Raw genomic sequence first — 23,319 nt, forward strand, 5'->3', positions numbered from 1 at the left:
CGCCTCCTCAGATTTTCAGTCGGGTGTTTTCGGGATCGACAAACACCGTGGAGGTGATCGTCGCCGCGATCGTCCGGTCGGGCATCGGGATATGGACGGTCTCGCCCATGCGGCCCTGCCCGCCTTCGACCAGCGCCAGCGCGATCGGCTGGCCCACGGCGTCGGAGTGATAGGCCGAGGTCACGTGACCCACCATCTTCATCGGCACCGGCTGATCGGCATCGAAGACGATCTGCGCGCCCTCTTCCAGCTTGCTGCGATCCTCGGTCAGAAGGCCGACCAGCTGCTTGCGGCCCTCGGCCACCAGGTCGGGCCGCGCCATGCCGCGCTTGCCGACGAAGTCGGGCTTGGACTTGCCCACGGCCCAGCCCATGCCGGCGTCATAGGGCGTGACCGTGCCGTCGGTGTCCTGACCCACGATGATATAGCCCTTCTCGGCCCGCAGGACGTGCATCGTCTCGGTGCCGTAGGCGGTGATGCCGTATTGCTGACCGGCCTCCCACAGTTTCTCCCACAGCTTGCGGCCCATGGGTGCGGGCACGTTGACCTCGAAGCCGATCTCGCCGGTAAAGCTGACGCGGAAGAGCCGCGCGGGCATCCCCGCCACGGTGCATTCCAGGCAGGACATGTGCGGGAAGGCCTCGTCGGTCAGCTCGATCCCCTCGACCAGGGGCGCCAGCAGCTTCGCGGCATTGGGGCCGTTCAGCGCGATGGTCGACCATTGCTCGGTCGTGGAGGTCAACCAGACGTTGAGGTCGGGCCATTCGGTCTGAAGGTAATCCTCCATCATGTTCATGACCCGCGCGGCCCCGCCGGTGGTGGTGGTGACATGGAACAGGTCCTGCCCCAGCCGCCCGATCACGCCATCGTCGCGGATGTAACCGTCATCGCCGCACAGCAGGCCATAGCGGCACCGGCCCAGCGCCAGCTTGGTCCAGGGGTTGGTGTACATGCGGTTCATGAATTCCACCGCGTCCGGCCCCACGACCTCGATCTTGCCCAGGGTCGAGGCGTCGAACATGCCGAGGGTCTCGCGCACCGCGCGGCATTCGCGCCCCACGGCGGCGTCCATGTCCTCGCCCGCCTGCGGGAAGTACCAGGCCCGGCGCCACTGGCCCACGGGTTCGAACACCGCGCCGTTCTCCTCGGCCCAGCTGTCGATCTGGGTCTTGCGCGTCACCTCGAAATGCTCGCCCCGATGATAGCCTGCGAAGGCCCCGAAGGAGGTCGGCGTATAGGGCGGCCGGAACGTGGTCAGGCCCACCTTCGGCTGCGCCTTGCCAAGCGCGTCGGAGGCAATGTTGAGCCCGTTGATGTTCGACATCTTGCCCTGGTCGGTGGCCATGCCGTTCGTGGTGTAGCGTTTCACATGCTCGATCGAACGCATGCCCTCGCGCACGGCCAGCCGCAGGTCCTTGGCGGTGACGTCGTTCTGGTAATCGACGAAGGCCTTGGCCTTGCCGGGGCTGCGGTCGGTCGGCAGTTCCTTCACGGTGATGCCGGAACCGGTGCGGTCGGCCTCCACGGCGAAGGTCTTCCCCGATGCGGATTTGCCCAGGGCAGCCGCCACGGCGGCGCCCTTCTCGGCCCCGTCGTTCAGCGCGGCCGCGATGCCCCAAGGCCCCCGGCTGGCGCCCGCGATCACGCAATCCTCGGGCGTCTTGCCCGGAAGGAAGGTGGTCAGATCGTCGTCCCAGGCCAGCGTCCCCTTGGTGTGCGAGAACAGATGCAGCGACGGCGTCCAGCCGCCCGACATCAGCACCGCATCGCACTCGATCCGCTCGGCCGTGCCCACGTCGCCGCCCTTCACCGGGTTCACCCGGATCGACGAGACGCGCAGCCGGCCCGAAGTGGCGGAGGCGGTATAGCCCAGCTTTGCGGTAATCCCGCGCCGCTGCGCCTCGGTCAGCAGGTCCACGTGGACATGGTCGCGCAGGTCCACGATGGCCTGAACTTTGGCCCCGGCATCGGCCAGGTCGAAGGCGGCATACCAGGCGCTGTCATGGCTGGTCAGCACGACGGGACGCTTGCCCACCAGCACGCCATAGCGGTTCAGGAAGGTCTGGGCCGAGCCCGCCAGCATGACGCCGGGACGGTCGTTGCCGTGAAAGACCAGCGGCTTTTCCAGCGCGCCCTGCGCCAGGACGACCTGCCCCGCACGGACCCGCCACATGCGTTCGCGCGGCGTATCGGCGGGCACGTCGGTCAGGTGATCGGTCAGCCGCTCGCAGAGGCCGATCATGTTCTGGTGGTAATAGCCGATCGCGGTGGTGCGGGTCATGATCTTCACGCCGGCGGCCTTCAGCGCCTCCAGCTCGGACGCCAGCCAGTCCCATGCCGGCTGCCCGTCGATGGTCGCCTGCGGTTCCGACAGCAAGGTTCCCCCGGCCTCGGCGTTCTCGTCCACCAGGACGACCTTCAGCCCGTCCACCGCAGCGGCCCGCGCGGCGGCCAGCCCCGAGGGACCGGCGCCGACGATCAGCACGTCGCAATGCAGGTAGCGCGAGGCGTAGTGGTCCGGATCCTCCTCGCACGGAGCGACACCCAGCCCGGCGGCGGCGCGGATGAAGGGCTCGTAGACCTTGTGCCAGAAGTTCTTCGGCCACATGAAGGTCTTGTAGTAGAACCCGGCCGAGAACAGCATGTAGGCGGCGTCGTTGACCGCGCCGATGTCCCATTTCAGGCTCGGGTACTTGTTCTGCGAGGTGGCCTCCAGCCCCTCGCGCAGCTCCTGCACGGTGGCGCGGGTGTTGGGCTCGAACCGGCCCGGGCCCCGGCGGGTGCCGATCAGCGCGTTGGGCTCTTCCGATCCGGCGGCGACCGGACCGCGTGGGCGGTGGTACTTGAACGACCGGCCCATCAGGTGCACGCCATGGGCCAGCAGCGCCGAGGCCACGGTGTCACCGGCGGCGCCGGTGTAGCGCTTGCCGTCGAAGGTGAAGGAGACGGGCTTGCCGGTGTCGACGCGGCCCCGGCCCGATACGCGATACTGGCTCATTCCTGTCCCTCCAGGAGGCTCGAAAGGTCGGGACGCGCGTCGCCGGCCTTGTAGGTGGTGAGGAACTTGTCCGAGACGGTGTCGCGGACGGCGTTGAAGAAGCGGCCGCAGCCGTGGAAATGGCGCCAGCGTTCGTAATGCGGGCCACGCGCGTTCTCGCGCATGAAGAGGAAATCCTCCCACTGGCCGTCATCCTGCGACGACGGGTCCTGGGCGCGCACGACATGGGCCTGGCCGGCATAGGTGAACTCGGCTTCGGGCAGGGTCTCATCGCAATAGGGGCAGTGGATCAGAAGCATCTCGGTGTCCTCGGTCTCTGGCGTAGGGTGGGTTTTCAACCCACCGCACCGAAGGTGGTAATCAGGGCGTGACGATCATGCGCGCGGATCAGGGCGTGCAGATCAGTGTGCGACGGCCGCGGCGGCGGCCTCGTCGATCAGGCGGCCGGTGCGGAAGCGGTCCAGCGTGAAGGGCGCATTGATCGGGTGCGGCTCGTTCTTGGCGATGGTCCAGGCAAAGACATGCGCCGCGCCGGGCGTGGCCTTGAACCCGCCGGTGCCCCAGCCGCAATTGACGTAGAGTCCCTCGACCGGGGTCTTGCCCAAAATGGCCGACCGGTCGGGCGTCACGTCGACGATCCCGCCCCATTTCCGCAGCATCCGCATGCGGTTGAAGATCGGGAAGACCTCGGTGATCGCGGCCACGGTATGTTCGATCAGCGGCAGGCCGCCGCGCTGGGAATAGCTGGTGTACTGGTCGGTGCCCGAGCCGATGACCAGCTCGCCCTTGTCGGACTGGCTGATATAGGCATGCACCGCGTTCGACATCACCACGCAGGGGAAGATCGGCTTCACCGGCTCGCTGACCAGCGCCTGCAGCGGATAGCTCTCCAGCGGCAGCCGCACCCCGGCCGTCTGCATCACGACCGAGGTATGCCCGGCAGCCGAAACGGCGACCTTCTTGGCCTTGATGAAGCCCTTCTCCGTCTCCACCCCGGCGACCGAGCCATCCGGGTTCCGGCGGATCGCGGTCACGGCGCAGTTCTGGATGATGTCCACGCCGCGCATCGCGGCCCCTCGGGCATAGCCCCAGGCCACCGCATCATGGCGCGCAGTGCCGGCCCGTTCCTGCAGCGCGCCACCCATGACCGGGTAGCGCGCGTTCGGCGACACGTTCAGCGGCGGGCAATAGTCCTTGCATTCCTCGGTCGTCAGCCAGCGGTTGTCGACGCCGTTCAGCCGGTTGGCATGGATGTGCCGCTTGAAGCTTTGGACGTCATGCACGTTATGCGCCAGCATCAGGCAGCCCCGGCGCGAATACATGACGTTGTAATTCAGCTCCTGGCTCAGCCCTTCCCACAGGTCGACCGCGTGATCGAACAGCCGCGCGCTTTCGTCGTACAGATAGTTCGAGCGGATGATCGTCGTGTTCCGGCCGGTGTTGCCACCGCCCAGCCAGCCCTTGTCGATCACGGCGACATTGGTGATGCCATGCTGGCTGGCCAGGTAATAGGCCGCGCCCAGCCCGTGGCCGCCCGCGCCGACGATGATCACGTCGTACTCGGACTTCGGCTGGCTGTCGGGCCATTGCTCGGTCCAGTTCTTGTGGCCCGTCACGGCATTCTTGAGAAGGGTGAAGGCGTTGAAGCGCGTCATCGGCGGAACCCCCGGCTGGGAAGACAATCACCGGGCTGTAACCGGGGGGACCGCCCGGGATCGTGGAGTATTGCGACAGGAGTGTAGGATATTTGCGCCATGGCGGTCGCAAGTCCGCGATTGGCTCGGGCGCGCACCTCGCATGCGGTGCCCCGCCGGGCAGATCCGGACGGCGCTTTGCCGCCAAGGCTCCGTCAGCCTTTTGCGGCGGAGCCGACGAGAGGCCCTAGCCGCGCCATGATTCGAAAAGCACGGACCGGAATATTGCGACGTCTGATACCGAGACGGGCCTGCAAGGGCCCGGCGAGGGTGCCGCCCCTACCCGGCCAGCCCGGCCTGTTGCCGCAGCGCAAGCGGCGTCGATCCGAACTGCCGGCGGAACATGCGGCTGAGGTGCGAGCTGTCGCAAAAGCCGCAATCCACCGCAATCTGGGCGATGGATTTCTCGCTGGTCTCGATCAGGTGATGCGCCAGCGACAGGCGGATCTGCAGAAAGGCCGCCTGCGGCGAGATATCCAGCGCCATGCGGAAATGCCGCTCCAGCTGGCGCTTAGAATGGCCGATGCGTTTCGCCACCTCGGCCACCGGGATCGGCGTGTCGATGTTCTGCTGCATCAGCAAGAGCGCGCGCAGCACGATCGGGTCGCGCGTGCGGAAATCCAGCGTGATCCCCGGCTGCGGCTTCTCGGCCTGCAGCGCGTCGTCGATGATCATGATGTGCAGGCTCTTGTTGGCCTGCGCCCGGCCCACGTGCTTGTCCACCAGGTAGGCCGCCAGGTGCGCCGAGCTGACGCCGCCCGAACAGGTCAGCCGGTCCCGGTCCACCACGAAGATCTGGTCCGCCACCGGGTTCAGCCCCTCGAACTGCTCCAGGAAATCGGCATGGTGAAACCAGCTGACGCAGCATCGATATCCGTCCAGCAGCCCGGCCTGGTGCAGAAGGAACGCCCCGGTGCAGACGCCCACCAGCGGCACGCCGGCCTCTGCCGCGCGCTTGAGAAAGCCGGTATAGGCGGGGCCGAGCGTCGGCGCCTCGTCCATCAGCCCGCCGATCACCACGATGTAATCGAACCGCGCGGGATCGCCCAGCCGCTCCTTCGGCTGCACCGTGACACCGCAGCTGGACGCCACCGCATCCATCGTGTCCGACAGCACCGCCCAGTTGCACAGGATCGGGCGGCTCCGGTCGCCCTCGTCCGCCGCCAGCCGCAGCACGTCGACGAAATTGGCGAAGGCACAAAGCGTGAAACGCCGGGCCAGGATGAACCCGACAGACAGTCGCGCGCCGGGCGGGCGTTTGCGCACCGCATGGGACGCGCCGGGGCGCAGCGCGGGCCGGGTCTCGGGGTGTGTCGCAGGGCCAGCCTGGGGTCCGGGTGCCATCGGGTCGATCCTTCCACCGATTGAGCTCGGGGATGCGCGGCCGTCCCGCGCGGGACATTTCTGGCCGCGTGTCGTAGCCTTAATCCCGCCTTGACGCAATCGTCCTGTTTTTTGCCGCCATCCTGAGCCAAGACTGCCGGCCACGACTCGCCCCTTTCGCGCAGGCCGGCCAGACCGGGTGATGTGCCGCAGGGGGCTCAGACCCGCCCGGGGATCGCAAACGACACGCGAGAGGCCGCATTTGGCACGTCGCGTCCGTTCTACCCGGCGTAACAGACCCGCACGCCGGGGGGACAAGACCGAACAGGCCGGATCCGCCCCGGCAGACGAGACAGACAGGACGGAACTCGGGACCGGCACCGGCCGGGGAAACCGATCCTCCACGATGATTTGCGACGATGCCGAATCTGGTATCGTTCGATCACCCGCCCCGTGCCACCGGCACGGGGCAGAGACGATCCGGCCCTCCCGGCAACGGGGCGGCCGGAACCGGCACCCGCCGGAACAGACGCGGGCAACGGGGCGTCGGCCCCCTGCCCTTACGCAACACCACGCATTGAATGGAATGTGCCATGTCCTCCTTCCCTGAACGCGCCAAGGTCGTGATCGTCGGTCTGGGCGGTATCGTCGGCGCCTCGGTCGCCCATCACCTGGTCGAGCGCGGCTGGGACGACATCGTCGGCATCGACAAGTCGGGCATCCCCACCGATGTCGGCTCCACGGCGCATGCCTCCGACTTCTGCTACTGCACCAGCCACGACCTGCTCTCGACCTGGGCCACCATGTACTCGGTCGATTTCTACGAGAAGATGGGCCATTACGCCCGGGTCGGCGGGCTGGAAGTGGCGCGCGTGGGCGATGACGCCCGCATGGACGAGTTGAAGCGCCGGGTGGATTCGGGCCGCGCCTTTGGCACCAATGTCTCGATCATCTCCGCCGCGGAGGCGAAGGAGAAGTTCCCGCTGCTCGAAGAGGACCAGATCCAGGGCGCCATGTGGGACCCGGATGCGGGCCTTGTCATCCCGCGGTCGCAGACCGTGGCGGGCAAGCTGGTGGATCAGGCGGAAAAGGCCGGCAAGCTGCGCGCCTTTGCCAACACCCCGGCGCTGGAACTGCTGACGGAAAATGGCCGCGTGACGGGCGTGAAAACGACGCGCGGCACGATCATGGCCGATCATGTCGTCGTCTGCGCGGGCCTCTGGGGCCGGCTGATCGCCGAGATGGCGGGCGAGGACCTGCCGGTCATGCCGGTGGACCACCCGCTGACCTTCTTCGGGCCTTACAATGAATTCGAAGGCACCGGCCTGGAAATCGGCCGTCCGCTGCTGCGCGACCAGGGCAATTCGGCCTACCTGCGCGACACCGGCGATCCGAAGACCTCGGAAGGCGGGCAGATCGAATGGGGTTACTATTACGAGAAGGACGTGCGGATGGTGCATCCGCGCGAGCTGCTCGAAAAGCACGAGGCGCGGCTGTCGCCCTCGCAGCGGGATCTTGAGCTGGAAGACGTGATCGAGCCGCTCGAGCGCGCGATGGAGCTGACGCCGATCCTGGCCGAGCTGGGATTCAACGAAAGCCATTCCTTCAACGGGTTGCTGCAGACCACCACCGATGGCGGCCCCTCCATGGGCGAAAGCCGCAAGCTGCGCGGCCTGTGGTATGCCGTGGCGATCTGGGTCAAGGACGGGCCGGGCATGGGCAAGCTGATCGCCGACTGGATGACCGACGGGCGCACCCATATCGACCACCACCAGATCGATTATTCCCGCTTCCAGGATTTCCAGCTGACCGAAGAGTTCATCTGGGGCCGCTGCGAGGAAACCGCCGCCAAGATCTACAATCCGCCGGTCCACCCGCGCGAGCCCTTCCGCAACGGCCGGGGCATCCGCCGCTCGCCCTTCTACGCGCGCGAGGTCGAGCTGGGCGGCTATTTCATGGAACTCGGCGGCTGGGAACGGGCGCATGGCTATGCGGCCAACGAACACCTGCTGGAGAAATACGCTGACCAGGTGCCGGTCCGTGAGAACGAATGGGACAGCAGACATTTCTGGCGCGTCTCCAACGCCGAGCAGCTGGAGATGAGCGCCGATTGCGGCATCATCAACCTGTCGCATTTCCACATGACCGACATCTCGGGCCCGGATCACGTGGCGCTGATGGAATGGCTTTGTGCCGCGAAGATCGGCGGCGACAACATGATCGGCAAGGGCATCTACACCCATATGCTCGATGACGAGGGCATGGTGCGCGCGGATTTCACCGTCTTCCGCATGGCGGACAAGTGTCGCCTTGTGAACGGCGCCGATGCCGGACCGCGCGACCTGACCTACATGCAGCGGGTTGCGCAGGACAAGGGCTGGGACGTGACCATCGAGGACACGACCGAGAAATACACCACCATCGGCATCTGGGGCCCCAACGCCCGCGAGACGCTGAAGAAGGTGGTGGCCGACCCCGACGGGCTGGACGTGGAGAACTTTGCCTTCGCCGCGATCAAGCCGATCGAGATCGCCAGCAAGACCGTGACCGCCTTCCGGATCTCCTACGTCGGCGAACAGGGCTGGGAACTGCACATGCCCTACGAGGACGGGCTTGCCGTCTGGGACGCGCTGCGCGAGACCGGCGTGATGGCCGTGGGGGTCGAGACCTATGCGAACTCGCGCCGGCTGGAGAAATCCCTGCGCCTGCAGAACGCCGACCTGAACACGCAGTACAACCTCTACGAGGCGGACCTGGCACGGCCCAAGGTCAAGGAAGCCGATTTCCGGGGCAAGGAGAAGCACCTGGAGTACCGCGCCCGGGACAAGCAGCCGGCCATGCTGTGCACGCTGGTGATGACCGAGAACAAAGATGCCAAGGGTGTCGCGCGGTTCCCGGTCGGCAGCCTGCCGGTGATGGATCCCGACACCGGCAAGACGCTGATCGACGCGCTGGGGCGGCGTTCGTTCACCTCGTCCATCGCGTTCGGGCCCAGCATCGGAAAGAACATCGCGCTGGCCTACCTGCCGCAGGAGTATTGCGAGCAGGGCCGCGTGCTGCATGTCACCTATTTCGACGAGGTCTATCCGGTCGAAGTGGCCGGCATCGGCTATGCGCCGCTGTACGATCCCGAGAACCTGAAGCCGCGCAGCTGAGATGCGGACAGGCCGGCGGGGTTCGCCCCGCCGGTGCGCCTGCCCCCGGTGCGGTGTTCCTGCCGGGGGTTTTTCCGTTTCGGGGGTCCGGCGAGCGGCTCTGTGCGTCAGCCCAGTTCGGCCAGCCAATCCGCGAAAAGCCGTGCATTGGCCGAGGCGCCGCCGTGAATGCGCAGGTAGAAGGCATGCGGCGAGGGCATCGCGTCGGGCACCAGCTGGATCAACCGCCCGCTGCCCAGGTAGCCGCCCAGCAGGCCCTCCCATCCCAGCACGGCGCCGATGTGATCCTCGGCCGCCTGCAGGGAGATCAGGTAGTTGTTCAGGAAGAACCCCGGCCCCGTCGGCGGCGGCCGGCCCAGAGCCTGGAACCAGTCGGGCCATTCCGTCCAGGCGTTCAGTCCCGACTGGGTATGGATCAGCGGCACCTCGACCATGTCGTCCAGCGTCGCGATGCGATGGCTTTCGGCGAATTGCTCCGTTCCCAGCGCCAGGATACGGTCCCGGAACAGCAGGCGCGTCTCGTCTCCCTCGCGGGCCGGGTCACCGTAATGGATCGACAGGTCCACCCCCTGCGCCGTGCCGCTGTCCTGCACGATCTGGGAAATCGCCACGCCGGGATGCGCCTTCCAGAAGGCGGCCAGCCGCGGGGTCAGCCACAGGCCGCTCATCGCCGTGGTGGCCGCGATCGACACCCCGACCCGGTCCTGGCGGTTGCGGATCCGGGCCACGGTGTCCGAGATCGTCTCGAACCCGCGCTGCAGCGACACGAACAGAAGCGCCCCCGCTTCGGTCAGCTCGACGCCCCGGTAATGGCGGTTGAACAGCGACTGGCCAAGCTCCTGCTCAAGCGCCTTGATTCGGTGGCTCACCGCGGCCGGTGTGACGTTAAGCTCGCTCGACGCGGCCTTGAAGCTTAAATTTCTCGCAGCCGCCTCAAAGCAGGACAGGTCCCCAAGGGAGGGCAGATCATAGGGTCTGGGCATGGTTCAGGTCGCATCCGGGCCTTGGATGTCGCAAGTGGACCATTGCGACAATGAGTTTAGCCAGGCTAATCCGAGATGAGTTTTTTGCCAATTGCGAAAACCGCGGCAAGCTGACTTCGTGCGCGCCAGTCCGCCCTCCCGACACAGGATAGCCCCATGGGAAGCCAGCACGCCCCGCTCAACGACCTCCTGGCCCAGCATCGCCCCGGCTATGCGCTTCGGCAGCCCTTCTACACGTCCCCCGAGATCTTCGATGCCGATCTCGAGGCGATCTTCTACCGCGACTGGCTCTTTGCCTTTCCCGCCTGCATGCTGGAGAAGTCCGGCAGCTACCAGCGCCTGAAGATCGGCGCCTACGACGTGGTCGTCCTGCGCGACAGCAAGGGCGAGATCCGGGCCTTTCACAATAGCTGCCGTCACCGCGGATCGATCATCTGCTCGGCCGCGCAGGGCCGTGTCGCCAAGCTGACCTGCCCCTATCACCAGTGGACCTACGACCTGGACGGGCGCCTGCTCTGGGCGCGCGACATGGGCGCGGATTTCGACCCCGCGCAGCACGGGCTGAAGCCGGTGCACTGCCGTGTCGCGGCCGGGCTCGTCTACATCTGCCTGGCCGCCGAGGCGCCGGATTTCGACAGCTTCGCCGAGACCGTGACCCCCTACCTGGGCGTGCATGACCTGTCGAATGCCAAGGTCGCGCATCAGTCGACCATCATCGAAAAGGGCAACTGGAAGCTGGTCTGGGAGAACAACCGCGAGTGCTATCACTGCGCGGGCAACCATCCCGACCTCTGCCGCACCTACCCCGAGGATCCCACGATCACCGGTGTGAGCGCCGATGGCACCTTCCCCGAGAAGGTGGAGGCCCATTTCAGCCGCCTGGAAGGCGCCGGTGCGCCGTCGCGGTTCCGGATGGACGAAGGCGGTCAGTTCCGCGTGGCGCGGATGCCGCTGCTGGACGGGGCACAAAGCTATACCGTCAGCGGCAAGATCGCCGTGCAGAAACGGCTGGGCCAGGTGCCGTTCCTGGATGCCGGCACGCTGCTGCTGTTCCATTATCCCACCACCTGGAACCACTTCCTGACCGATCATTCGATCACCTTCCGCGTGACCCCGATCGGCCCGCAGGAGACCGAGGTGCAGACCACATGGCTGGTCAACAAGGATGCCCTCGAAGGCGAGGATTACGATCTCGAGGATCTGACCCGCGTCTGGCGTCACACCAATGACGAAGACCGCCGCGTGGTCGAGGACAACCAGCAGGGCATCAATTCGCCCGTCTACGAACCGGGCCCCTATTCGAAGATGCACGAAGACGGCGTCCTGCAGTTCGTCGACTGGTACCTGACCCGCATGCGCGCCGCGCAATCCCCGCAAACCCTGGCCGCGGAGTAAACCGGTATGGCACGACACAAGGCCACCGCGGCCTGGACCGACGACGAAGAACTGGAATGCGTGTCGATCCTTCCGGAATCCCCGGACGTCATGACCGTGTGCTTCCAGGCCCCCTCGGGCCGGCCGTTCGAATTCCAGGCGGGGCAGTTCATCACGCTTGAACTGCCGGTGCCCGGCGGGCCGCTTTACCGGACCTACACGATCTCGTCCTCGCCCTCGCGGCCGAAGTCGCTGACGATCACGATCAAGGCGCAGGCGGAGTCGATCGGCTCGCGCTGGATCATGGACAACCTGCGCCCCGGCGGGATGATCAAGGCGACCGGCCCGGCCGGGCGGTTCACCTCGACGGTGCATCCGGCGAAGAAGTATCTCTTCATTTCGGCCGGGTCGGGCATCACGCCGATGATGTCCATGACCACAGAGATCTACGACCTTGGCCGGCCCAGCGACGTGGTCTTCGTCAACTGTGCCCGCCGCCCGTCCGAGATCATCTTCCGGCGCCGGCTGGAGCACATGGCCACCCGCGTCGAAGGGCTGGACCTGAAATGGGTGGTCGAGGAACCCGACCCCTACCAGCCCTGGACCGGCTACATGGGCCGTTTCAACCAGCTGATGCTGGGCCTTATGGCGCCCGACTATCTGGAGCGCGAGGTGTTCTGCTGCGGCCCCGAGCCCTTCATGACCGCCGTGCGCGAGGCGCTGGCGGGTCTGGGTTATGACATGGACCATTACCACCAGGAAAGCTTCCACGCGCCGCAGATGCCGGTCGCGGGGCTGATCGAGGCGCCGGAGCCCGAAGACGATCTGCCGGAAGAGGACGTGATGGCCGAAATCTCCTTCGAGATGTCGGGCGTGACCCAGGCCGTGCCGGAGACAGAGACCGTTCTGGCCGCCGCGCGCACGGCCGGCGTGGCGATCCCCTCGGGCTGTACCTTTGGCGTGTGCGGCACCTGCAAGGTCAAGAAGACCTCGGGCAACGTGCACATGGTCCACAACGGCGGGATCACCGACGACGAGATCGAGGAGGGCTACATCCTCGCCTGCTGCTCGAACCCGCGCGGCAAGGTCACGCTGGAGCTGTGATATTTCAGGAAGGGCCCCGGGGATGCACCTCGGGGCCCTTCTCCTGTCTGCCGGTCGCGTAGACCGAGATCCGCGCGGTCTATCCGCTGCCCGGTGGCGCCCGAGGGCCAGCCTCGGGTCAGTCGGCGGAGAGGAACCGGGCCACGTCGGTCTCGAACCGCGCGCGTTGGGTGATGTTCATCGCGTGGCCGCCCTGCGCGTACTCCACCAGCTCTGCACCGGGGATCCGCTCCCTCAGGCGATGCGACTGCGCCACGTCGACCAGCGCGTCATCCGTCGCCGCCATCAGCAGCACCTGCGTCCCGCCCTCGGGCCAGTCGCCAAGGCGGAAGCTGCGCAGGGCGCCGATCCGGGCCGAGAGATTGTCCGCACCCTGGAAATGGGCGGCGGCATGGGCCTCTTCGGCGGCGATCGCCTCGGGATGGGCTGCGATCCAGAACGGCGGGTAGAGGAAGTTTTGCTGGAGCGCGACGAAGGCCTCCAGCCCCTGCCCCGACAGCGTGGCAAGCCGGATGTCAAAACAGCGCGATGTGTGGCGGTCGATCTCGGGCCAGGCATTGATGGCGACAAGCCGGTCAAGCCGCGCGCCGTCCCGGCAGGCCAGATCGAAGCCCACCAGCCCGCCCAGCGCATGGCCGATCATGTCGAACCGCTCCACACCGGCCGCGTCGCAGATCTCCAGCACGTCATCGGCCATGTCGGCGATGGTGGTGGGGCCAAGCGCCTCTGCGTTCCGCCCCGTGCCGCGCTGGTCGTAGAGGATCAGGTCATACTCCCGCGTCCAGCTCTCCAGATGCGGTGTCCAGTAACCGGCGGCCCCGCCGAGACCGGAGCACAGAACAAGCGTGCGGGCGCCCTCGCGCCCGCAGCGTCGATGCTCAAACTGCATCACTTGATGACCGCGACCGTCGCGATCTCGACCAGGGCGTCGGGCTTCACCAACCCGCACTGGATACAGTAGCGGGCCGGCTTGTCGCCCGGGAAGTAGGTGGCATAGACCTCGTTCACCGCGCCGTAATTGGCCCAGTCGGTGACGAAGATGTGGTTCATCACCACGTCGTCCATCGTGCCGCCGGCGGTCTCGACCACCGACTTGATCGTCTCCAGCACATGCCGCGTCTGGGCCGCCGCGTCGCCCACGTGGACGACGTTGTTTTCCTTGTCGAAGGGCAGCGTGCCCGAGACATAGACCACCCCGTCGGCCAGCACGCCGGGCAGGTAGGGCGCGAGCGGCTTGCCGGAGCCTTCGGGGATCACGGGTGTCTTAGGCATCTATGCTGTCCTTTGCGTCAGACGTCAGGGCGGAACAGAAATCCGCCGTGCTGCCGACCCATCCGAAGAAGGTGGCAACGTTGTAAACGGCCGCATCGCGCACGAATTGCGGCCCGGCGTGATGCGTGGCGTCGTCCAGCATCAGGCAGTGGTATTCCAGGTGGAAGGCGTCGCGCAGGGTGCTTTCCACGCAGACATTGGTGGCGATGCCGACGAAGACCAGCTTGCGGATCCCGCGCGAGCGCAGCGCGCTGTCGAGCATCGAGTTGAAAAAGCCCGAGTAGCGCGGCTTGGGGATCACCACGTCGCCCGCCTGCGGTTGCAGCGCGTCGATGATGTCGTAGTCCCAGCCGCCCTTGGCCAGCAGCGTGCCCATCAGCTCGGGCCTGCGGCGCATGGTCTTCATGGCGTTGGACTTGGCAAGGTTGGGCGACATCGGCCCGCCCGCCTCAACGTAATCGCCGTCCCATCCGTTCTGCAGAAAGGTCACCAGCACGCCGGCCCGGCGGCAGGCGTCGATGGCGGTCCTGACGTTTTCGATACAGCCCTCGGCCCCGGTCAGATCGAAGCCTGCCAGATCGATATACCCGCCCTTAGAGGCATAGGCATTCTGCATGTCGACGACGACAAGCGCCGTCTCGGACGGATCGAAATCGAAATGCTCTGGTTCGGCAATGGCCGTGGTCATGCGGTTTCCTCCAGTTGGATGTTCTTGCGCGATGTCATGAGCGGCTGGATCTTCGCCCCGAAGGTCTCTGTTCCCTCAATGAATTCGTCGAAGGTCAGCATCACGCCGCCGACACCTTCGACCTCTGCCACCTCGTCCAGCATCTTCGCGACATTTGCATAGGAACCGACCAGCGTGCCCATGTTGAAATTCACCGCCGAGACCGGGTTGGTCATGTGGCGCACGTTGGTGTCATCGCCCGAAGATTTGTCCGCCGCGCCCTGCATGCCCATCCATTCCAGGGCCTCCTGGTCGGCGCCGGACTTGTAGAGGTCCCATTTCGCCATCGCCTCCTCGTCGGTCTCGGCGGCGATCACCATGAAGAGCACGACCGATGTCACGTCGCGCCCGGTCTTGGCGGTGGCTTCCAACAGACGCTCGGTGTTGCCCTGGAAGGCGGTGGGCGTGTTGACCCCCATGCCGAAGCAGAAGTTGTAATCGGCGTATTCGGCCGAGAACGCCATTCCGGCATTCGAGGAGCCCGCGCAGATCAGCTTCATGTCGGCCTGCGGCTGCGGGCTGAGCCGGCAGTCGTTCATGGTGAAATGCTCGCCCTTGAAATCGGACTGGCCGGTTTCCCACAGCTCGCGCAGGATGGTCGCGTATTCGCTGAGGTACTGGTAGCGCGTGCCGAAGAATTCGTCGCCCGGCCACATGCCCATCTGTTCGTATTCCGGCTTCTGCCAGCCGGTAATCAGGTTCACGCCAAAGCGCCCGCCCGAGATGCTGTCGATCGTCGAGGCCATGCGCGCCACGATCGCCGGCGGCATCACCAGCGAGGCGGCGGTGGCGTAGAGCTTGATCTTCGTGGTTGCGGCCGCAAGCCCCGCCATAAGCGTGAAGCTTTCAAGGTTGTGATCCCAGAATTCGGTCTTGCCCCCGAAGCCGCGCAGCTTGATCATCGACAGCACGAAATCGAGCCCGTATTTCTCGGCCGTCAGCGCGACCTGCTTGTTCAGCTCGAAGGTCGGCATGTATTGCGGCGAGGTCTCGGAGATGAGCCAGCCGTTGTTGCCGATCGGAATAAAAACGCCGATTTCCATATGTGTTTCTCCACGCTTGCGGTTTTGACCAACTAGTCAAAAAACGTGAAGCTCCCCAAAGGGCAGGAACGCCGGTCGGGGTGCGCCCCCGCGACTTGGCGCCGATTTGAGCGGGCGCGGCGCGCGACGATGGCAGATTGTGCGATGGCGAAACGGACAACAGGCGCCCCGCCCCGCCCCGGCGGTCGGGGCGAGGACAGGCGCGGCGGTGGCGGGCCTGCGAGTCGGCGCGGGCCTCAGCGGTTTCGGCCGAAGACCGGCGGCAGCCACATCCGCCCACCCCCGGTCCGATCCCCGGGAGGCTTTCCGCCGCCGGGGGGATCCGCGGCCTCGGCGGCCTGGAAGACCGTCGTGCGGTCGACCGTCTCGCCCGCGGCGAGCTTTGCCGCGGCCCACCGCGCGACGCGCGGGGCCGCGACGCTTGTACCACGCAGGGGCACCATGGAGCCGCTGGCCGATCCGGCGCTCAGCACTCCCGCCATCACCACGCTGTCGTCGCTCGCCGCCGAGGCATCGGGACCGAGTGCCCTGACAGGGTTGCCCGTGGGGCCACCGGCCGAGTAGTCGGCCATGACCCCGGTCGAGCGCACGTATCCCGCGATCACCGCCGGCAGGTCGCCGCAGGCCATGCCGCTGATCGACCCGGCGCGCCGCACCCGCCCCATGGCATTCGCCGGGTCCTCCTGCATCGGGCGTCCGCCGGGCCGCTTGAACCGGCGATAGGCCGCATCCTCCAGGTAGGATTGCCGCCCGAACTCGGGGAAGCCGGGCAGCGTCTCGTCGCGCTGGATCCAGGTCTGCAGCTCGACACTGTCGGGGGCCAGGCCCTTTTCCTTGACGAACGCAAGGGACCAGCTGCCCGAGGGCGCATAGGGGCCCGGCACGGTGGGATGCGCGGTGGGCGCGGCCCAGACCGTGAAGCGGCCGCGAAAGATCGGTGGGGCCGGCGGCTCGTAGGCGACCAGCGCCACGGGCGTGCCCTGGGCATCCACAGCGAGCGATATGTTCAGCAGGTTCCCGGCCGAGACCACCGCGGCCCCGGATACGCCGGGCGCGCGGACCTCCAGCGTGACAAGGCCGTCGGGCACCGACAATGCGACCGGCAACCAGGTTTCGATCACCGACAGACTGTTGTCCTCGGGCTGCAGCCGCCAGGACAGGCGATCAGCAACCGGTCCCGCGTCCTCCAGCCGCATCACCGCGTGACAGCGCGAGAGATTGCCGTTGCCCGACGGCAGCGTCAGCAGCGGCAGCGACGCGGACCCGTCGCCGAAGGACGACAACCTGCCGTCGATCTCCTTTTCCACCAGCCCCGAGCCGTCATGCGGCCCGGCGAAATTGCCGAAGCTGAAATTGATCACCATGGGCGGCGGCGGGCCATCCCCGCCCATGCTGTATTGCAAGAGCCGGTTCTTCAGGAAATTCAGCCCGTCGACCAGCGGCCCGCCGAGGTCGCTGCCGTTGGGCTGGGCCACGGCGCCGGTGGGCAGCTGGACCGCGATGATCCGCCGACGCGCGCCCTCGGGATCGTCGGGATCGTAGCCGGCCGCAAGGGCGGTCACGTGGGTGCCATGCGAGACACGCTGCGCACAGGCGGAGTAGCGCGCGCGATCCCAGTTGATCAGCTCCGTCCGGGCATAGAAGGCGGCCTCGTCGAGCAGACCGTTCCTTATGTTGTCCTTCAGCGCTGCCTCGATCTCTTTCCGCGTGAAGATCCGGCCGATGGTGGTCTGGACCGGCGCGGCGGGATCCGTTCGGGCATCCATGTTCCAGAAGAAATCGACCCGGCTGAGGTCCAGGTCCCCTGTGCCCGAGCGCCTTCGGAACAGGTCGTGGCCGATGCAGATCCCGTTGTCGATCACCGCGATCACCACACTGTCATCAGGCACCTTCACGGGCTCATCGGCCTGGACAAAGGGCTCGTCCACGTCTGCCACCGTGTCGGCGGGAAGCGGCGTAACCGGAATGATCCGGTTCAGACCGAGGACCGTCAGGCCGCCCGGGCTGTTGGCGGCCAACATGTACGCCCGTTGCACCAGGACCGTGAACCGGGCCCGGTGCGTCGCCTTGCGGTCATCTCCATCGTATTCCCCGGGCACAAGGATTTGCCCGGCCAGCTCCTGCCTTTCGGCCAGCTCCAGGATCCGTTCCAGCGAATTGAATTCGATGTCTTCTCCCGGCGCCCCCTCCTTCTCTGCCCCATTGCCGGGCAGGTCGGCCTGTCCGACGTTCGTGTCCGGGCTCTGGTCCTGTCCCTCCTCGAGCGCGGCCGGTTCGATCAGTGCCAGCCACCAGGGCTCCCCGGCAAAGGACTGATCTGCGTCGGTGAAGCGGTTGAGGATGTTCAGGCGGAATTCCAGGTTGGGATCGCTGAAATCCGGCGGCGCCTGCGTGTCGGTCCATGACAATGGCATATCACTGTTCCTCCCCTGCCCCGCTCAGAAGCCGGCCCATTCGGCCGCCGCCTTCTTCCACAGCCAGTCCAGGGGATCGGAATGAACCTGGTTCGGCAGGTGCCCCGTGATGGCGGTGTCGGCGACCCAGTCGCCCGGCGCGCTCTGGACCGGGGCGGTGCCCCCGGCAGGATCGTTGGGCGCGTAGTACCTGCGCCAGTCGAAATCGAGCGCCGGATTGGAGGCACCGTCCTCGTTGCCGTAGACCGAGCCGTCGAAGGTCCAGCTGCGGGCCGGTTCCTGCCCGGTGCAGCGATCCGCGAAATACCTGCCCAGCGTCAGCCCAAGCACCGCGCCGGCGGCACTGTCGACGGGGAAATGCACCCCGGCCACCGTGCGGTTGATGGCGATCCGCGCGGCCTGGCGCATCATCATCTCGCCCCAGGTGCCATCCGAATAGGGCACGGCCGGTCCCGTATCCACGTCGCGCAGAAGGCGCCAGAGCACCCGCGCGAGGGTAAAGGCCTCGGTCGCGTGGCCGCTGGGCAGGGCGCCATGGGTCGGCGTCCAGATCATCGGCTGGATCTGCGGCGAATATTCCATGGGCCGCTTGCAATCGAGCGCGTACTTGATCCGCATCTCGACGTAATTCGCCAGCCAGTGCGCCGCGGCCAGCAGTTCCATCGTGTAGGGCGTGCGCGCGGGTTCGATGAAGGCGATGGCACGCAGGAACTCCGTGGGCGCCGCCAGCTGGGCCAGGATCTCGGAGATCCGGTCCTGCCGCAGATCGGCATAGTTCGCCACCACCGTCAGCTGCGCGGCAAAGATCGCCTGGGTCGGGCGGCGCATCTTGATCAGCGGCTGGTACTTGGTGCCGGGCGTCGCGGCATCACCGATCTCCAGGTGGAAGATGTTGGCCCATCCGTCTTCGGTCGCGGTGGCCGGCGTATGGGAAAAGCCGATGCGGCTGCCCAGTTCAAGCGCGAAGATGCTGCCGCGCACCGAGGGCGAAAGCCGGTCGAGGTAGGCGGTCGTCTCCTCCGACGCGGCCGGCACGGCGTTGCCGGGGATCGCCTGCCAGTTGCCCGCGATCCCGTCGTGGTTGGTGATCAGCGCGCCCGAGACCATCGGCGGATTGGCCGGCCCCCCGAAGCTGCCGAAACTCCCGAAGCTGCCAAAGCTTCCGAAACTTCCAAAACTCCCGAAACTGCCAAAGCTTCCGAAACTTCCGAAACTTCCAAAGCTGCCTTCGGGTCCGTAGTTGAAATCGTTTGCCATGGCGGAACTCCATCTGGTTATGGCTGGGCTATTCAGTGGGTCATTCGGGAACCCCCAGGTCCCGGAGCGCGGCCGCGAAGGCCTGGCCGACCGGAAAGGCATCGCTTGGCGCGTTGCGGCGCCAGGCACTGACCGTGAACCCCGGCTGCAGCTTCATCAACTTGCCCAGGGTCAGGCGGGCCTGCGTCGGCATGCCGAGGTTCAGCTCGGCCACCGCCTTGATGCGCAGGGTTGACGTGTGGGACCGGTTCAGCCGGATCGAGGCCTTGGCCAGCTCCAGCGCGCGGGCGTAATCCCTGGCCGAGAGGCAAGCGCCGGCGGCCAGGGCGAGGAAGAAGAACCGGTTGGGATCCAGCGGCGCCAGGTGCAGCGCGCGTTCGCAATCGCGCACCGCCAGGTCCCCGTCGCCGCGAAAGGCATGCAGCGTGCCCCGCAGGGCACGGCCTGTCGCCTCGTTCGGGCTGTGTTCGAGCGCGCTGTCATAGAGCTCTTCGGCCTCGTCGAGCTGGTGCAGCAGGTTGGTGCGTACGAAGCCCTCGGCGATCAGCGCCGAGGTGTTGGTCGGGTCGAGATCGAGCGCCCGGCCGGTCAGCGCCAGGGCCTGGCGCCCCTCCATCTGGAGGTCGTCGGACCAGCCCTGCGCCACCCGCAGCACGTGCCAGCGCGATTTCCAGGCCAGCGGGCCGGGTGTCTCGGGGAAGCGTTCGGTCAGCTCGTCCAGCAGCTGCCCCGCCAGGGCGAAATCATGGCGCGAGAGCCGGTGCATCAGCCCCACCGCCGCGGTCAGAAGCGAATAGGCCTTCAGCGTCGGCACCGGATGCGACAGCGCGCGCCGCACCTCGCTGTTCAGGATCGCCTGGTGCACCCGCCCGGCGACCTCGGAAAAGATCGCGTTCTTCAGAAGCAGCGCGTCGGGCGCCACGGTGATCCCGTCCGACCAGATCACGTGGCCCGACTGGACCGAGGCCAGCTCCAGCTCCAGCCGGATCGCGGCCTCGCTGACCACGGCGCTGCCGGACAGGATGAAATCGGCGCTGAGCGCCTTGCCGATGTCGCGCAGCAGGGCCGAGCCCGGCACGATGCCCGCCGTCGACAGGCGCGAGATCACGTTCAGCTGGTCCGACCGCGACAGGGCGACGATCAGGTCCTCGGTCACCAGATCGCGCCAGGCAAGGCTGTCCTTGTCGCCAAAGCTGACCTGCACGGGCAGAACGGCGATGGTCGGCAGCAGCTGTTCGTCGCCCAGGATCGCCGAGATGCGCGGCCTGTCGGACTTTGCGCCGACACTGAAGGCATGGACGGGATCCGCGACATTCTTCAGATGGACGGGCCCGATGTCCTCGAATTCGGCCACGAGATCGCTGGCCAGCGCGTCGCGCACATTGGCCGAGGCGGCAATCTCGCCCGGGCGGGCGCTGGCGGCCAGGCGCGCAGCGATGTTCACCTCGCGGCCATAAAGGTCGGCATCGGAACTGCGCAGCACGTCGCCCATGTTCAACCCGATGCGGATGTCGAAGCGGTCGGCCTCGGGCCAGCTGGCGTTTCCGGCGTTCAGACGATCCCGCATGTCGATGGCGCAGCGGACGGCCTGGCTGGGATCGTCGAACTCCATCATCAGCCCGTCGCCGATCTTCTTCACGATGCGGCCAGAGCCACTGCGCGCAAGCTCCGTCTCGATCTGGTCGACGAAGGCCAGCCAGCGGCGGATGGTGCGTTCCTCGTCGGCCTCGACCAGCCGGACGGAATCCACCACGTCCGCAAAGAGGACCGTCGACATGGAACGGCTGAGTACATCCGCATCAATGGTCGCATGCGGCCGCAGCATCGTGACCTCGATCCCTGTGCCGCTCAGCGGCTAATAAACATCAAAAAATCTTAACAGTTTTACACTACCTTAACGATTATACAGAAACGGGAATAAATTGCCACGCGAATTACATTTTTCCGGTATGGAGGACCGTCGCGTGGCGGCGTCGCCCCGGCGCAGCGTTGAAAACATGGGCACGGTCCGACACCAGAGGCAGTCCGGATCATGCGCCGTCAAATCATTCCGGCAAAACGCTCAACCCAGACGTGTCATGACTTGACTGTACGGCCCAGCCGCGCGGCACCTGCGTCAGCCCCGCGCGCAGCCAAGCGCCCTGAGCCGCGTCGCAGGACGACCGGCCGGGGCCGGCGCGCAGAGATGCCGTCGGAGTGGCCAAGGACCTCCCGTGCCGGACGCCCTTGTCACCTTTCGCCTCCGGCGCGCCGGGCCGGTCAGGGGAACCCCCTGGTCATGGGTCTGACCCTGCGGGCTACTCGGCGGCCCTGGCGGCCGGACGGGGCGCGATCTTCGCGGCTTCGAAACCGTTGGGGGTGATGCCACGCGGGGTGGCCATCTCGTAGGTGCCGCGCTTGAGGAACCGGCCCTGGCCCGGTTCGGCGCAAATCTCGCCGTCCTTCATCGCCAGCGTCCCGCGCAAATAGGTGGCGACCGGCCAGCCGGTGACCTCCATCCCCTCGTAAGGCGTGTAATCCACCGCGTGATGCAGCAGGTCGTTGGTGATCGTCACTCTGCGATCGGCGTCCCAAAGCACGATATCGGCATCCGCGCCGATGGCGATGGCACCTTTGCGCGGATAAAGCCCGAAGATCCGCGCCGGATTGGTCGCCGTCACGCGCGCAAAGGTTTCCAGGTCGATCCGGCCCTTGCTGACCCCCTCCGAGAAGACCAGCGGCATCCGCGTTTCCACGCCGGGCAGCCCGTTGGGGATCCGGCTGAAATCGGCATTGGCGCCGGCCGTCTCCTTGGAATTCTCGGGCCCCTCGAAGAAATAGGCCGAATGGTCCGACGAGATCACGTCGATCACGCCGCGGCGGATATCGTCCCAGAAATCCTCTACGTCAGAGGCATCGCGCGGCGCGGGGCTGCACATGTACTTGGCACCCTCGCGGCCCGGACGGTCCATGTCGGTCGCGGACAGCACCAGGTATTGCGGGCAGGTCTCGCCCCAGACCTTAAGGCCGCGCTTCTGCGCGCGCTCGATTTCCTCGGCCACGGCATGGCAGGAGACGTGGAAGATCTGGATCGGCGTGTCGACCAGCTCGGCCAGACAGATGGTGCGATAGGTCGCCTCGCGCTCGATCACCTCCGGGCGCGACCAGGCGTGGTACTTGGGCTCGGTGAAGCCCTCGGCCAGCAGCTGCTCGGTCATCCAGCCGATCGCGTCGTAATTCTCGCAATGCACGGTGACCATGCAGCCCTCGCGGTGCGCGGCGGCGAGAACCCGCAGGAACGCGCGGTCGGTCAGGTGCGCGTCTTCGTAGGTGAGAAAGACCTTCAGGCTGCGGAGCCCGGCCGCGACGACCCTGGGGATGTCCTCGAGCACGACCTTGTCGGTCGGGTCCGAGATGATCTGGTGGAACGTGTAATCGGCCAGCGCGGTCTCGCCCCGTGCCAGGGTCTCGGCCAGCACGTCTGTGATCTCCTCGCCCGCGTGCTGCGACACGAAAGAGATGATCGAGGTGGTGCCGCCGGCCAGCGCGGCGCTGGTGCCCGTGACCATGCTTTCGGCCCCGTGGCCCATTCCCGGCTCGACCTGGGCGATGTGGCAATGACTGTCGACACCGCCGGGAAGCACGGTCAGACCAGTGGCGTCGACCTCCTCGGCGCCGTTCAGGTCGGTGCCGATCGCGGCGATGGTTTCGCCGGTGATCGCGATGTCGCAGAGGCGCGGGCCGCCTTCGGTGACGACGGTGCCGCCTTTGATGACGAGGTCATAACGGGTCATTGCTGGGCCTTTCCTTCGGTCGTCTCCAGCCTGCGCCGGACGACCAGTTCCGTTTCCGGGTCGATAAGATATGCGCGCCATGTCGGGACGTGCCTGCGGGCGCTGGCCGGGCTTGACCTCGGCCATGGGATCGCGACGCAGGGCGCGATCGTCGCCGTGGTGGCGGGACATGGCACTGGCTTCCTGACCCAGCAGGTCCGCA

The 23,319-nt window shown here is 66.6% G+C and carries 16 protein-coding genes; 3 read left to right on the top strand and 13 right to left on the bottom strand.

Annotation, left to right across the window (positions count from 1 at the left end):
- Positions 1-7: 7 nt before the first annotated feature.
- From ATO3_RS10195 to ATO3_RS10210, 4 genes are all read right to left on the bottom strand, one after another.
- Positions 8-2,998, bottom strand: coding sequence for a sarcosine oxidase subunit alpha (locus ATO3_RS10195; protein WP_088649732.1), 2,991 nt, complete (start codon positions 2,996-2,998; stop codon positions 8-10).
- Positions 2,995-3,297, bottom strand: a complete 303-nt coding sequence (locus tag ATO3_RS10200) for a sarcosine oxidase subunit delta (protein WP_088649733.1) — start codon at positions 3,295-3,297, stop codon at positions 2,995-2,997. The genes ATO3_RS10195 and ATO3_RS10200 overlap by 4 nt, the downstream gene beginning before the upstream one ends.
- Positions 3,298-3,399: 102 nt before the next feature.
- Positions 3,400-4,653, bottom strand: coding sequence for a sarcosine oxidase subunit beta family protein (locus ATO3_RS10205; RefSeq protein WP_088649734.1), 1,254 nt, complete (start codon positions 4,651-4,653; stop codon positions 3,400-3,402).
- Between the two features lie 318 nt (positions 4,654-4,971).
- Positions 4,972-6,036 (bottom strand): GlxA family transcriptional regulator, encoded by a 1,065-nt coding sequence (locus ATO3_RS10210; protein ID WP_088649735.1) that lies wholly within the window; start codon positions 6,034-6,036, stop codon positions 4,972-4,974.
- 572 nt (positions 6,037-6,608) lie between these two features.
- Here ATO3_RS10210 and ATO3_RS10215 point away from each other — a divergent pair.
- Positions 6,609-9,170, top strand: coding sequence for a GcvT family protein (locus tag ATO3_RS10215; protein ID WP_088649736.1), 2,562 nt, complete (start codon positions 6,609-6,611; stop codon positions 9,168-9,170).
- 107 nt (positions 9,171-9,277) lie between these two features.
- On the opposite strand, the gene ATO3_RS10220 is transcribed toward ATO3_RS10215, so the two are convergent.
- A complete protein-coding gene (locus ATO3_RS10220) occupies positions 9,278-10,153 on the bottom strand; it encodes a LysR family transcriptional regulator (RefSeq protein WP_088649737.1) in 876 nt (291 codons plus the stop codon).
- A 156-nt stretch (positions 10,154-10,309) separates the two neighbouring features.
- Between ATO3_RS10220 and ATO3_RS10225 the strand changes: the two genes are divergently transcribed.
- Both ATO3_RS10225 and ATO3_RS10230 read left to right on the top strand, forming a co-directional pair.
- The gene (locus ATO3_RS10225; protein ID WP_088649738.1) at positions 10,310-11,548 is read left to right on the top strand and encodes an aromatic ring-hydroxylating oxygenase subunit alpha; all 1,239 of its coding nucleotides are present in this window, start codon (positions 10,310-10,312) and stop codon (positions 11,546-11,548) included.
- Between the two features lie 6 nt (positions 11,549-11,554).
- Positions 11,555-12,631 (top strand): hybrid-cluster NAD(P)-dependent oxidoreductase, encoded by a 1,077-nt coding sequence (locus ATO3_RS10230; protein WP_088649739.1) that lies wholly within the window; start codon positions 11,555-11,557, stop codon positions 12,629-12,631.
- A gap of 118 nt (positions 12,632-12,749) precedes the next feature.
- On the opposite strand, the gene rutD is transcribed toward ATO3_RS10230, so the two are convergent.
- From rutD to hydA, 8 genes are all read right to left on the bottom strand, one after another.
- Positions 12,750-13,520, bottom strand: coding sequence for a pyrimidine utilization protein D (rutD, locus tag ATO3_RS10235; protein WP_088649740.1), 771 nt, complete (start codon positions 13,518-13,520; stop codon positions 12,750-12,752).
- The gene (gene rutC, locus ATO3_RS10240) at positions 13,520-13,903 is read right to left on the bottom strand and encodes a pyrimidine utilization protein C (protein ID WP_088649741.1); all 384 of its coding nucleotides are present in this window, start codon (positions 13,901-13,903) and stop codon (positions 13,520-13,522) included. The genes rutD and rutC overlap by 1 nt, the downstream gene beginning before the upstream one ends.
- Positions 13,896-14,591 (bottom strand): isochorismatase family protein, encoded by a 696-nt coding sequence (locus tag ATO3_RS10245; RefSeq protein WP_088649742.1) that lies wholly within the window; start codon positions 14,589-14,591, stop codon positions 13,896-13,898. The genes rutC and ATO3_RS10245 overlap by 8 nt, the downstream gene beginning before the upstream one ends.
- Positions 14,588-15,673, bottom strand: a complete 1,086-nt coding sequence (gene rutA, locus ATO3_RS10250) for a pyrimidine utilization protein A (protein WP_088649743.1) — start codon at positions 15,671-15,673, stop codon at positions 14,588-14,590. The genes ATO3_RS10245 and rutA overlap by 4 nt, the downstream gene beginning before the upstream one ends.
- 236 nt (positions 15,674-15,909) lie before the next feature.
- Positions 15,910-18,087: a S8 family serine peptidase gene (locus ATO3_RS10255; protein ID WP_088649744.1), complete on the bottom strand. Its 2,178-nt coding sequence runs from the start codon at positions 18,085-18,087 to the stop codon at positions 15,910-15,912.
- A 24-nt stretch (positions 18,088-18,111) separates the two neighbouring features.
- Entirely contained in the window at positions 18,112-19,344 is a 1,233-nt protein-coding gene (locus ATO3_RS10260) for a phosphatase PAP2 family protein (RefSeq protein WP_088649745.1), read from the bottom strand.
- Positions 19,345-19,384: 40 nt separating this feature from the next.
- Positions 19,385-21,121, bottom strand: a complete 1,737-nt coding sequence (locus ATO3_RS10265; protein WP_158217940.1) for an adenylate/guanylate cyclase domain-containing protein — start codon at positions 21,119-21,121, stop codon at positions 19,385-19,387.
- A 520-nt stretch (positions 21,122-21,641) separates the two neighbouring features.
- Positions 21,642-23,117: a dihydropyrimidinase gene (gene hydA, locus ATO3_RS10270; protein ID WP_088649747.1), complete on the bottom strand. Its 1,476-nt coding sequence runs from the start codon at positions 23,115-23,117 to the stop codon at positions 21,642-21,644.
- Positions 23,118-23,319: the final 202 nt, after the last annotated feature.

The sequence above is a fragment of the Marinibacterium profundimaris genome (genome assembly GCF_002210095.1).
GTDB classification, from domain to species: domain Bacteria; phylum Pseudomonadota; class Alphaproteobacteria; order Rhodobacterales; family Rhodobacteraceae; genus Marinibacterium; species Marinibacterium profundimaris.